Here is a 12692-nt window from a genome sequence, read left to right on the forward strand (position 1 = left end):
CCGGTTCGCAGAAAACTGCCAGTCTGTTCGCTGTAACGTTGCCGACGCGTCGCGCGAATTGACTCGTGACGTGTGACGCACCGCCGCCGGTCGGCCCCTTGCGTCCTCGAGCATTCCTACCGGGAGCAGGGACATGACAATTCGAAGCTTCTTCGCGCGACACCGCATCGCGTCCGGCCTGGTGGCGCCCGTCGCGCTCGGCGTCGCAGCGTTGGTCGCGGTGCCGTGGTCGATGTCGTCGGCGCCGAGTACGCACCTCGAAACGGTCCTCACCGCGAGCACCACCGAGTGCTACGACATGGTGACGGTCTCGATCGCCGGCCGCGGCGACACGCCGCGCGAAGGCTCGACGGCGATGCTCGTGGACGCGAACGGCAATCCGCTGCCCGCCGCGATGTCCGGCGACTACGCGAGCAACTGGCTCGATCCGGTCGTCAACGCACCGGGCGGCAAGGTCACCGACGGCTCGTACGCGGCGATGTACATCGCCTACCCGGCCGACATGGCGAGCTACCAGGACGCGGTCGACCAGGGTGTCGCCAACACCCAGTCGGTCATGCAGGCCATCCGCACGTCGTGCCCCGACACGCAGTTCGCGATCACCGGTTACAGCGAAGGTGCCGACGTCGCGCGCCGTGTCGCCCAGAACATCGGCAACCAGCAGGCCGACGAGAACGGCGGCTACGCGATCGTCGATCCGGCGTCCGTCGTGGGTGTCGTGATCCTGTCCGACGCCGGCCGCACCGCGGGCGACGGCACGTTCCCCGGCGCCGAGAATCCGTACAGCAATCCGGACGGCTTCGGCACCGTCTACCAGGACGGCACCACCGCGGTGCCCGGTCAGGGCGCACTCGCCGACTCGGCGGGCGGTTTCGGGGCCCTCGACGGCCGCGTCGCGTCGTTCTGCTCGGACGGCGACCTGTTCTGCTCGGCCCCCGAGAACGTGTCGCTGCTGCAGCTCGCGGTCAACGTGGGCCGTCAGCTCGACGTCGACGCACTCGAGCGCGAGGGCCTGACCGAGGCCACCGGCCCCGACGTCGCGGTCGTGGTCAGCCGCATGGCGTTCGCCGCGTTCGCGGAGATCCAGAGTCAGCCCGGCTGGATGCAGGGCGACCAGACTTTCCTCGAGGTGCTGCTCGAGGTGTCCGACCCGTCGTACACGGGCCCCGACACGACGGCCGCCGTCACGAAGCCTGCCGCCGACTCGATCTCGGGCGACGAGGCGTCGCCGCTCGCGTACCTGCCGGAGAAGATGTTCAAGGAGATCGTCGGCCTCATCGCGACCAACCAGAACACGATCCCGGTGGTCATGAGCGATCCGTACCAGCTGACCCTCGGCCCCGACACCGGGCACCACTTCGACTACTGGCGCGACGCGGACGCCGCGAACGGCAAGGAGCTCACGTCCGCCGAGTACGCGGCCGCGTGGCTCACGCATCTCGCGCAGCAGGCGCAGGACGGCAAGAAGATCGACACGGCGTCGAAGCCGGACGCCGCGAGCATCGCCGCGGTGCTCGACGCGACCACGACGGCCGAGCCGACCCCGGCCGCGCGCGCGTCCACGCCGGTGACCACCACGACGACGAAGACGCCGCAGTCGACGCCGAAGTCGGCCACCAGCAGCACTTCCACCACCACGCCCGCGCCGACGTCGAGCGAGGAGGCCGCCGCGCCGAGCAGCACCACTACTCAGCCGTCCACGACCACGACTACGACGGCCCCGACGACCACGACGACGACGCCGGTCAAGCCTGCCGGCTGACCGTCACACGCCGGTCTCCCCGTCGATGCGTTCGCGGAGGAGATCGGCGTGGCCGCAGTGCCGCGCGTACTCGCTGATCATGTGCGAGTAGATCCAGCGCAGTGACACCTCGCCGCCCGGGAAGCTGCCCGTGTGGTCGAGACCGAGAGTGGCGCAGTTGCGACGCGACTGCGCCACTTCGTCGTTCCACCGATCGAGCGCAGTGCTCAGCGGGACGTCGGGCGACACCGCGAAACCGCCGCTGTGCCCGGCGCCCTCGGCCGACGGGTACACCGGCGGCACGTCCTCGCCGTGGAGTACACGCCGGAACCAGTTGCGTTCGACCTCGGTGAGATGCTGCACGAGCCCTTGCAGCGTCATGGTCGACGGCGCGGCCGACGCCGTGCGGGCCTGCGCGTCGTCGAGACCGTCGCACTTGCGCGCAAGGGTGGCCCGATAGAAGTCGAGCCACCCGTCGAGTGTCGCGCGCTCGCCTGCGGTGGGCGGGGGCATGTGGCGTTCGGTGGTCATGGCGGCAGGATGCCAGAACACACCGACGCGAGGGCGCGGGTCAGGCCGCCTGGACGCCTCGCGAACGCAGTTCCCGCAGCGCGGTACGCAGTCCGCGGCGCTTGCCGGTTGCGGGGTCGACGACGCTCTCGCGCAGACCCTTCCGGATGCCGAAGCGCAACTCCGACGCGGTTTCGGGTGCGTCGTCGGCGGTCGCGGTGAGCAGTGAGTTGGGCACCGCGAGCTTGGCGATCGTGCGGAAGGTGAGCATGTACTGGTGCGCGAGCGAGCCCGTCGTGTACGGCAGGTCGTACTTCTCGCACAGCGCCCGCACCCGTACGGCGATCTCCTCGTACCGGTTGCTCGGCAGGTCCGGGAACAGGTGGTGTTCGATCTGGTGGCTGAGATTGCCGCTCATGAACCGCATGACCGGACCGGCGTGGAAGTTGGCCGATCCCAGCATCTGTCGCAGATACCAGCGCGGCTGGTCCTCGTCCTCGTACTCGGCGACGGTGAACTTCTCGGCGCCGTCGGGGAAGTGGCCGCAGAAGATGACGCCGTACGCCCACAGGTTGCGCACGAGATTGGCTGTCGCGTTCGCGGTCATCGTGGTCTTCCAGTGCCTGCCCGCGAGGGCGGGGAAGATCACGTAGTCCTTGCCCACCTGTTTGCCGACCTTGCGGCCGATGACCCGCAGGTCCTTCGCCACCGCGGCGAGTGGCTTGCGACGCGTGCGCACCTTCTCGACCTCGACGTGGTGCAGCGCGACACCCCACTGGAAGAATGCCGCGAGAATCGCGTTGTAGAGCGGGTTTCCGATGTTCCACCATTCCCAGCGCTGGTCGCGGGTGACGCGCAGGATGCCGTATCCGACGTCGTCGTCCATGCCGACGATGTTGGTGTACTTGTGGTGCACGTAGTTGTGCGAGTGCTTCCACTGCACGCTCGGGCAGGTGGTGTCCCATTCCCACGACGACGAGTGGATCTCGGGGTCGTTCATCCAGTCCCATTGGCCGTGCATCACGTTGTGGCCGAGTTCCATGTTCTCGATGATCTTCGCGAGCGACAGCATCGCGGTGCCGGCGACCCATGCGGGCTTGCGGTGGCTCGCGAACAGCAGTGCCCGCCCGCCGACGGCGAGGCCACGCTGGAATGCGATCGTGCGCCGGATGTAGCGGCGGTCGCGTTCGCCGCGCGACGATTCGACGTCGCGTCGGATCGCGTCGAGTTCGGCGCCGAGCGCCTCGACGTCGGCGTCGGTGAGATGCGCGTACTGGTCGATGTCGGTGATCGCCACCGGTACCTCCTAGAGGTCGAGGGTGCACTCGCCGGACACGGTGCTGATACAGGTCTGGATACGTTCGCCTTCGCGGTGTTCCTCACCCGAACGCAGGTCGCGCACATAGCCTTCCGCGAGGGGGACGACGCAGGTCTGACAGATGCCCATGCGGCAGCCGAACGGCACCTGGATGCCCAGGTTCTCCCCTGCCTCCATGAGTGTGGTGGCGCCGTCGATCTCGGCGGTCTTGCCGGACGCGCGGAAGGTGACGGTGCCGCCTTCGCCGCCCCGGTCGGTGCGGGCGATGGTGAACCGCTCGACGTGCAGTTGCTCGCGTAGGCCCGCCTCGGTCCACACGCGTTCGACGTCGTCGAGCAGCTGCGCGGGTCCGCACGCCCAGCATTCGCGTTCGGCCCAGTCGGGGACGCGTTCGTGCAGCCGGGTGAGGTCGATCTTGCCCATCGTGCGAGTCAGCTGGAGATCGAGCCGGAAACGGTCGTTGCCGCGGTCGAGGTGCTCGAGCTCGTCGAGGAAGATCACGTCGTCGCGTCCCGGTGCCGAATGCACGTGCACGATGTCGGCGTCGTGTCCGCGCAGCCGCAGCGACCGCAGCATCCCCATCACCGGCGTGACGCCGCTGCCCGCCGTGACGAACAGCAGCTTCGCGGGCGGTGGTTCGGGCAGTGCGAAGTCGCCCTTCGGCGCCGCGAGCCGGATGACGGTCCCCGGTTCGACGCCGTCGACGAGGTGCGCCGACAGGAATCCGCTCGGATTCGCCTTGACGGTGATCGAGATGAGTTCGTCGTCGGTGTCGGCGACCGAGGTGAGCGAGTAGGAGCGCCAGTGCCAGCGGCCGTCGACCTGCAGTCCGATGCCGACGTACTGGCCGGGCTGGTACTGCCGCGGGAAACCCCAGCCGGGCCGGATGACGACCGTGGCCGAGTCCGGTGTCTCCTTCCGGACCGACTCGACGCGTCCGCGCAGCTCCCGCGCCGACCACAGCGGGTTGACCAGGTGCAGGTAGTCGTCGGGTAGCAGCGGTGTGGTCGCTCGGGCGACCAGTCCGCGCACCACATTGACCGCGGGATTGCGGGCCTGGACGTCGTGTGCGGGCCGCTTGCTCCAGCGCAGCAGGGACATGCACCTCTCCCGTCGTCGGCCGTGTGGGGTTCAGTGCACGATCGTACGCTGACTCTGCGTTCCGGCCGTTTCGGCAGCGTGCCCGAGCCGGTCGAGCGGCATCACGACCATGTTGTTGTCGACGGGCTGACGATCCCGGCCGAGGCCGTCGACCACGGTGCGGTAGTCGCGGCCGACGAGCACGGTGTGGAACCGTTCGTGGAAGTGCCCGTGCCACAGCCTGTTCGGGCGGACGGCGTCGACGACGCGGCGCATCGTCGCGCGGTGTTCCTCGGTGGGGGCGATCGCGTCGTCGGGATATCCACGCCGGGAGTGCTCGAGGCCGGGGATCGTGACGCCCGCGGGGCAGTCGTGGCTGAACATCGCGTCGGCGTGGCCACCCGCGACGAGCGCCCGGACGTCGGCGTCGCTGAGCGATTCGTCGGGCCACCACGAGGTGCCCTCGACGCGCAGCAACCGGTCGAGCGAGACGGCGCCGCCTGCGGCGACGCACTGCGTGTCGCCCCACGTCCACCGGAACCCACGCGGCAGGTGCACGATGTGTTCGCGCAGGTGGCGCATGCCGTCGTCCGCGATCGGCACGCCGAGCAGATAGTCGAAGTCCTCGTGGTTGCCGTCGACGAACCCGAGCGTCATGCCGTGCGAGGCGAGGGCGCGGTCGAGGCGGTCGAGGTAGTCGTCGCGGAACCGGTACCCGAAGTCGCCCAGCTGGACGAGCACGTCGGTGTTGCGGCGCGCGGCACGGTCGATCACGTCGACGGCGTAGTCGGCGTTCGCGTGCCAGTCCCCCGCGACGGCGACCCGTGTGGGGGTGTCCAGGAAACCGGTGCTCATTCGGGACTCCTCGAGGGCGGCGCTGCCCTGCACTGTCGATGGTAGGCCCGCGCCCACGTGGGGTGCTACGTCCGCACACCGGATGGGTCAGGTCACCGCTCCGGGGCGGTCGCGTGCTCCACCAGCGCGGCCGCGACGTCGCGCAGTTTGCGGTTGGTGTCCTGCGACAGCTTGACGAGCACGTCGAACGCCTCGTCGGCACCGCACCGCCGCTGCACCATCAGGATGCCCTTGGCCTGCTCGATCACGGCACGCGTGTCGAGCGCGGCCCGCAGGTGTGCGTTCTCCTGCGCGAGCGCCGTGCGGGCCTGCACGTAACTCGGGATCGACGACGCGAGCGCACGCAGCGTGTGGATCTGGTCCTGGAGGGTCGCGGGATCGTCGGTGTGCGCGGTCTCGGCGAGCCGCGTGAAGGTCGTGTCGATGTCGGTGATGTCCTCGGCCTCCTTGACCAGCGCGGAGATGGTTCCGTCGGTCTCGACTACGGGGCGGAGCGTGAAATTCCAGACGCGACGCTCGAAGCCGCCGGTCGCGAGGTTCGGGACGTCGTAACGCTGGACCCACAGGTGCTGGGGCCGCTTCACGCGCAGTACGCGCTCGAAGCCCTCGTGCACGCGGTCGGCGCCGTCGGACGCGGGGTCGTCGGGGTTGGCCGGGAATGCGTCGAAGGCGTTCCGGCCGAGGATCTCGGAGCGGGGCACGCCGAGTGCGCGCTCGTGCTCGGGCGTGATGCCGAGAACACGGAACGAACGGTCGAGAACGACGTGTGGAGGGGCCTCGGACGACGCCGCGGGGGCGCGTGCCGGGTCCAGGTGTACCTGGTCGGTCATCGTGATCACCCGATATCTGTGCGAGGAACCAGTCGGTTTCGCCGATGCTGTGTCATCGACCGTACGCCCTGGACAGCGCGTTTCGGGGCCGAGCGAGCGAGAACGCCGGAGCGGTTCCCGTCACACCGCGAGCACGTCAGAACGTCCAGCCCATGACGGCGGGCCGGTCGGCGTCGAATGCGACGTCGAGCGCGGCGAGGGTCGCCGGATCGGTGTGCAGGCGGTGCGCAGCCGCGAACTGCCGCGGCCGGTGGGTGCCGAGATACAGGCTCGCCAGTACCTCCAGGTCTAGCCGCACCGCCGGCGCCGCGTCGGTGCGGGTGACCTGCGCCGTTCCGTTCTCGACCCGCAACCGGAAGCGGCCGCCCGCGGCCCGGAAGTCGTCGTCGACCTCGAGGACGGTGTCGAGATCGCCGAGATACGTGCGGGCCTCGAGCGCGGCGGGGACGTCCATGATCCGCAGCCACAGGTCGTCGACGGAGGCCGTCGTCCGGACCAGGCGGTAGTCCGTGAGGAGCATGCGCAACGACGCGTCCCGATGCTGGGCGGCCTCGATCGTGTGCGTGAGGTCGAGCCCGCACACCGCGCGCCACAGCGCTGCGTACGCGTCCTCGGTGACGGCGACGAAGTCGTCGATGCGCGCGGTGCGCCGATGCTTGCCCAGATAGCGGTAGGCGACGTAGCCGTCCGGGTGCAGCAGGAAGAACAGCGGCGTGCCGTCGCGCCTGCGGGTGTCGGGGTCGCCGAACATGAGGTCCCAGAACGCGGGCGGACGCGCCTGGGCGCCGGGCGTCACACGCTGCCACCGGTCGTAGATGCCGGGCAGCCGGGTGCGCGCGGTGTCCGGATCGGCGATCTCGACGCCGCCGGGATCGGGCACCTCGTCGCGGAAGGTCGCGAACCGGCGGTCGAGGGTGATCGACGACTTGACCGTCGCCGGGCCGTAGCCGAACCGGCCGTAGATGGTGGCCTCGCTCGCGACGAGTGCCGCGAGCGGCGCGCCCGTCGCGGCGATGCGCTCGTGCAGGGCGGTGAACATCGTGCGCAGCACGCCGCGCCTGCGGTGCGTGGGCGCGACCGACACCCAGCTGACGCCGCGCGCGTCGACCTGGCCGCCGCCCGGGACGGTGATCTGCATCGGCATGTGCAGCGCGACGCCCACGGGCGCGTCGTCGACCGTCGCGAGCACGATGTCGCCGGGGTCGGTGACGGTGCGGATGAACGCTTCGCCTTCGCGGCTGGTGTGTTCGCCGAAGGCGACGGCGTCGAGGAGCTCGGCCGTCTGCCAGTCGTCCGCGGTCGCGGTGCGCACGTGCACCGATCGCTCGGTGTTCATGATCCGGGATGCTAGTCGCGCGTGGGTAGCGTGGGGGCCGATGAGTGACGCTCCACCCCGGCACCCGACGACCGTGACCGACTGGTCCGACCACCGCCGCAGGGCTCACGTGCGCGCCACCCGCTTCGGCGCGTCGTGGCGTCCTCCGGTGCTCAGGATGCTCGCCCGCGCCGCGGTCGTCGTGCTCTTGCCGGTGCTCGTCGTCGCGAGTCTCTACTGGAACCTCGACGTCCGGCCCGAGGCCGAGCGGCTGGCCCACACCGAACCGCAGATCCACTCGATCGCCGACGCCGCGGCCCCCGCCGACTCGCGCACCGCCGTCGTCGACCTCGTCGGCCTCGGCAATCTCGACGCCGCACCCACCGCGCGCACACTCACGTCGTTCACCGAGATCGGCCAGGTGTGGGCCGTCCAGTACGACAACGCCGGTATCGACACCCGGGTGATCAGCGATCTGATCGCCGAGCGTGCCGGCGACGCGGCGGTCGACCACATCGTGCTGTCGGGACACAGCATGGGCGGCGTGATCGCGCTCGAGGTCGCGCGGCACCTGTACCACGACACCGACATCGTGCTCACCGGCGTCGTGCTCGATTCGACCCCGCTCGACCTGCACTCGGTGCGGCCCGAGAGCCGCGACGCGGGCGAGGAGATGATGCGCTGGGTCGGCTGGCTGCCCGGCGCGCGCGAGAGCCGCAGCCTGCGGCTGCTCGTCGAGGTGGCCGCGCGCAAGGACCGTTTCCTGGACGGCGGTCTCTTCCGCGACGGCACGGGCCTGCTGCCCGACGTCGACCTCCGGCAGCTGTACGACGTGCTCGGCGAGGTGGGCCGCGACAAGATCATGCGGCAGGACGTCGCGAGCAACAGCCTGATCGAATCGCAGTTCGCGGCGATCGTCGCGTCGGGCGCGTCGCGCAACCTGGGTGCGCTCACCGAGCCGGTCGGTGACAAGCCGCGCCCGGGGGTGGTGTTCCTGCGGCCGCGGCACGCCGCCGCCGACCGGGTCGTCGACGTCGACCACACGCAACGCACGCTGTTCGACGTCGTCGGCGGTTCGAACGGCACATTGCGCGTCGTGCGGATGGACGGCACCGGACACGCCAACCCCAACCAGGCGCCCGGCGCCTACAACACCGCGATCGAACGGCAGGTGGTGCCGTACCTGCGGGCGAACCTGCGGGAACCGCGGCCGCTCGCGCTCGCGGAAGCGCCTCGATAGTGCTCTCCCCAGGGTGCCCCGATAGGCGATAGTGGGAACGGCGCCGCGAGGCGGGAAGGGAGCGGCACGTGGGCGACGACACGGTGCAGAGCGAACGATCCGGCGAGGCGGCCGAGCTCGCCCGCACACAGGCGCGGCTCGCCGGCATGGACACCGCGGAGGTCGTCGACTTCCTCGGCCGCATGAACCGCGGCGACCGTGCCGTCGCATTCCGGTTGCTGCCGAAGGCCCGTGCCGTCGAAGTGTTCGAGGACCTCGATCCGTCGGTGCAGGGCGAACTGATCGAGGCCCTGCAGGACTCGACCACCTCCGAGCTGTTCGCCGCGCTCGACCCGGACGACCGCGCGCCTCTGCTCGACGAACTGCCCGCGGGCGTCGCCGCCCGGCTGCTGTCCGGGCTGCCCCGCACCGAGCAGGCGTCCACGACGGCGCTGCTCGGCTATCCCGTCGACAGCGCGGGCCGGCGGATGTCGCCGGAGGTCGCGTACGTGCCCGAGGGCATCACCGCGGGCGCCGCGCTCGAGCGGTTGCGCGCGATGGGCGAGCAGGTCGAGACGATCTACATCGTCCCGGTCCTCGGCCCGGGCAGGCGCGTCGAGGGTGTCGTGTCGCTGCGCAGGCTGCTCGTGTCCGATCCCGCGACACTCGTCGACGACCTCATGTCGGACGCGACGACGGTGCGCGCCACCGACGACCGGCAGGAAGCGGCCAACAAGGTGCGTGCGGGTGGCTTCGTCGGTGTGCCCGTCGTCGACGCCGAGGACCGGCTGCTCGGCATCTTCACCGTCGACGACGCGATGCGCGTGCTCGAGGCCGAGGACGACGAGGATTCGGCGCGCGTCGGCGGTAGCGAGCCGCTGCGCAGGCCGTACCTGTCGGTGCCGGTGTTCGGGCTCGTGCGGGCCCGCATCGTGTGGCTGCTCGTGCTGATCGCGGCCGCGACGCTGACGGTGGGCGTGCAGTCGCACTACGAGGCCGAACTCGACCAGGTCGTCGCGCTCGCGCTGTTCATTCCGCTGCTGATCGGGACCGGTGGCAATGCCGGCTCGCAGGCCGCGACGACCGTCGTGCGCGCGATGGCCGTCGGTGACGTGCGGCCCGTCGACGTCGCACGCGTCGTGGGCCGCGAGATCGCGACGGGTTTTCTGCTCGGCGCGACCCTCGCCGTCGTCGGTGTCGGGCCTGCGATGGCTGTCGCAGGCGTGAAAGTGGGCCTCGTGCTGGCGATCACGGTGGTGTGCGTGTGCACCCTCGCGACCGCCGTCGGTTCGACGGTGCCGATGACCGCGAAACGCATCGGGATCGACCCCGCGATCGTGTCGGCGCCGTTCATCTCCACGTTCGTCGACACGACCGGGCTCGTCATCTACTTCTCGGTCGCCAAGGTCGTGCTCGGCATCTGACCCGTGAGCACTTTGCGAGTCCAGGTACGCCGGTTTCACTCACGGGGTGTGGGCTTCGACCGGCCGCCTGCCGCGAGCATGCGCCCGGGTAACGGCTTGCCGAGCGCACGCGACGCGCATGCCGCGGCGTCGAGCACGCGGCCGAGGTCGATGCCGGTGGAGATCCCGCTGTCCTCGAACATGTACGCGAGTTCTTCGGTCGCGATGTTGCCGCTCGCACCCGGTGCGAACGGGCAGCCGCCCAGTCCGCCCACCGATGCGTCGAACTGGCGCACCCCGAGACCGTATGCGGCCCAGGCGTTCGCGAGTCCCTGACCGCGTGTGTCGTGCAGGTGCAGGCCGAGGTCGGTGCCGGGCGCGCTCTGCAGCACGCGGCCCAGGACGTCGAGGGTGCGGCCGGGTGCTGCGGTGCCGATCGTGTCGGCGACCGACAGCGAATCGGCCCCGTCCGCGACGGCACGGCGCGCGATCTCGGCGACACGCGACGGCGGGGTCGGGCCGTCGAACGGGCAGTCGAACGCGATCGCGACGATGACCTCGAGGTGCCCGCCCGCCTCGTGTACGAGCCGGGCGATCGGGGCGATCAACTCGACCGACTCGGTGCTCGAACGGCCGACATTGGCCTGCGAGTGACCGTCGGACGCCGACACGACGTACTCGAGGCGGTCGACGCCCGCCGCGAGCGCCCGGCGCACGCCGCCGAGACCCGCGACGAGCGCGGAGAACGACACGGACGGCCACCGGTGCAACTGTGCGGCAACGGCTTCCGCGTCGGCGAGGGACGGCACCGCGCGAGGCGACACGAAAGACGTGGCCTCGATGCGGCGCACGCCGGTCGCGGCGAGCGCGTCGATCAGGTCGATCTTGGCCTCGGTGGGGATCGGATCCTCGATCTGCAGGCCGTCGCGCGGCCCCACCTCACGGATGTCGACGTCTGGGATGCCTGCGCTCATGCGATCGTCCCCGCTGCGCGCAGCCGGGCGAGGGTGTCGGCGTCGTAGCCGAGGATCTCGCCGAGCACCTCGTCGGTGTGTGTGCCGGGTGCGCTCGCCCCGCCGAAGCGGATGCCGCCCGCGGTGTCGCTGAGCTTGGGCACCACGCCGACGCCCTTCACCGGTTCGGGGTCGTACCCTTCGTCGCCGGGCATCTTCGACGGGTCGTCGTGGTCGACGAACATCTCCCGCGCGTTGAACTGGGGGTCCACCATCACCTCGGCGACCGTGTTGACCGGGCCGGTGACGACGTCGAACTTCTCGAGCACCGCCACCAGGTCGGCCGCGTCGTACTGCGCGGCCCACTCGCCGATCATGTCGTCGAGTTCGTCCTGCCGGTCGCCGCGTGCGTTGTGGTCGGCGTAGCGGGGATCGGTGCCGAGCTCCGGTCTGCCCATCGCGGCGGCCAGGCGCATCCACAGCGTGTCCTGGTTGGCGGCGATGATGACCCACAGCCCGTCCTTGGACTTGTAGATGTTCGACGGCGCAATCCGCTCGAGCCGGGTGCCCGACGGCTGCCGCACGTGCCCGGCCTTGTGGTAGTCGGGCACGGTGGATTCCTGGATCGCGAGCGACGCCTCGCTGAGCGCGGCATCGACGATCTGGCCGCGACCGGTGCGCTCGCGGGCGTACAGCGCGGCGAGCACGCCCTGGAAGGCGAACATGCCGCCGAGGCTGTCGCCCAGCGAGAGCGCGATGCGCGGCGGCGCCTGGCCCGGGAAGCCGTTGAGGTGACGCAGGCCGCTGATGCCCTCGGCGACCGACGCGTAGCCGGGCCGTTCCGAATAGGGCCCGGTCTGCCCGTAGCCGGACACGCGGGCCAGGATCAGGCGCGGGTTGAGCTCGCCGAGCACCTCGTAGCCGATGCCCCACCGCTCGAGCGTGCCGGGCCGGAAGCTCTCCACCACGACGTCCGCGGTGCGCGCGAGCTCGAGGAAGATCTCCTTGCCCGCGTCGGTGCGCAGGTCGAGGCTGATGCAGCGCTTGTTGCGCGCGTGCACGCGCCAGAACAGCTTCTGGCCGCCCTGCCCCCAGTCGCGCAGCGGATCGGGACGGTCGGGAGCTTCGATCTTGACGACGTCGGCACCCATGTCGCCCAGCAGCCGGCCGCAGTACGGCCCCGCGATGAGGGTGCCGAGTTCGAGTACGCGGAGCCCGCCGAGCGCGCCTGCGGCGCCGCCGGCGTCTGCGGGAGTCTGGGAGGTCGTCATCTCGTGCCTTCGTGTGGGGCGGGCGGATACCGGCGGCTCGGGTGCAACCCGATAATCGGACGCTCACGTCCGGGTGGTCGTAGTCAACAGGATCGCCGCGAACGGGTCAAGAGTCGTTGATCACTCGATAATCGGACGCTATCGTCCCGATATCGCTCACTCTGGAGTGCCCGCCGCCCTGCACATCCCGTGTTCCG

11 protein-coding genes are annotated in these 12692 nt (G+C 70.4%); 3 read left to right on the plus strand and 8 right to left on the minus strand.

The annotated features are described in order from the left end of the window. The first annotated feature begins 133 nt into the window (after window positions 1-133). Window positions 134-1762 (plus strand): cutinase family protein, encoded by a 1629-nt coding sequence (locus HCA44_RS16075; protein ID WP_169650164.1) that lies wholly within the window; start codon window positions 134-136, stop codon window positions 1760-1762. Between the two features lie 3 nt (window positions 1763-1765). On the opposite strand, the gene HCA44_RS16080 is transcribed toward HCA44_RS16075, so the two are convergent. The 6 genes from HCA44_RS16080 to HCA44_RS16105 form a co-directional block, all read right to left on the minus strand. Then, the gene (locus tag HCA44_RS16080) at window positions 1766-2272 is read right to left on the minus strand and encodes a DinB family protein (protein ID WP_169650166.1); all 507 of its coding nucleotides are present in this window, start codon (window positions 2270-2272) and stop codon (window positions 1766-1768) included. A gap of 40 nt (window positions 2273-2312) precedes the next feature. Continuing rightward, complete coding sequence (locus HCA44_RS16085; RefSeq protein ID WP_169650168.1) at window positions 2313-3548, minus strand: fatty acid desaturase; 1236 nt, start codon at window positions 3546-3548, stop codon at window positions 2313-2315. A 9-nt stretch (window positions 3549-3557) separates the two neighbouring features. Further along, on the minus strand, window positions 3558-4670 hold the full coding sequence (locus tag HCA44_RS16090; RefSeq protein WP_169650170.1) for a ferredoxin reductase: 1113 nt from the start codon (window positions 4668-4670) through the stop codon (window positions 3558-3560). Between the two features lie 30 nt (window positions 4671-4700). Further along, window positions 4701-5504, minus strand: a complete 804-nt coding sequence (locus HCA44_RS16095; protein ID WP_169650171.1) for a metallophosphoesterase — start codon at window positions 5502-5504, stop codon at window positions 4701-4703. 92 nt (window positions 5505-5596) lie between these two features. Then, on the minus strand, window positions 5597-6334 hold the full coding sequence (locus HCA44_RS16100) for an ANTAR domain-containing protein (RefSeq protein WP_169650173.1): 738 nt from the start codon (window positions 6332-6334) through the stop codon (window positions 5597-5599). Window positions 6335-6470: 136 nt separating this feature from the next. Further along, window positions 6471-7670, minus strand: coding sequence for a GNAT family N-acetyltransferase (locus HCA44_RS16105; protein ID WP_169650174.1), 1200 nt, complete (start codon window positions 7668-7670; stop codon window positions 6471-6473). A 40-nt stretch (window positions 7671-7710) separates the two neighbouring features. On the opposite strand from HCA44_RS16105, the gene HCA44_RS16110 reads away from it, so the two are divergent. Together HCA44_RS16110 and mgtE are read left to right on the plus strand one after the other, a co-directional pair. Further along, entirely contained in the window at window positions 7711-8889 is a 1179-nt protein-coding gene (locus tag HCA44_RS16110) for an alpha/beta hydrolase (RefSeq protein ID WP_169650176.1), read from the plus strand. A 68-nt stretch (window positions 8890-8957) separates the two neighbouring features. Then, window positions 8958-10292 carry a magnesium transporter gene (mgtE, locus tag HCA44_RS16115; protein ID WP_346764751.1) on the plus strand — a complete coding sequence of 445 codons (1335 nt, stop codon included), beginning with the start codon at window positions 8958-8960 and terminating at the stop codon, window positions 10290-10292. 35 nt (window positions 10293-10327) lie between these two features. Here mgtE and HCA44_RS16120 read toward each other — a convergent pair whose 3' ends face one another. Both HCA44_RS16120 and HCA44_RS16125 read right to left on the minus strand, forming a co-directional pair. Then, entirely contained in the window at window positions 10328-11245 is a 918-nt protein-coding gene (locus HCA44_RS16120) for a hydroxymethylglutaryl-CoA lyase (protein WP_169650177.1), read from the minus strand. Next, the gene (locus HCA44_RS16125) at window positions 11242-12495 is read right to left on the minus strand and encodes a CaiB/BaiF CoA-transferase family protein (protein WP_169650179.1); all 1254 of its coding nucleotides are present in this window, start codon (window positions 12493-12495) and stop codon (window positions 11242-11244) included. Before HCA44_RS16125 ends, HCA44_RS16120 begins: the two co-directional genes overlap by 4 nt. Window positions 12496-12692 lie beyond the last annotated feature (197 nt).

This window comes from Rhodococcus sp. HNM0569, from assembly GCF_012726205.1.
Classification (GTDB): Bacteria; Actinomycetota; Actinomycetes; order Mycobacteriales; family Mycobacteriaceae; genus Rhodococcus_F.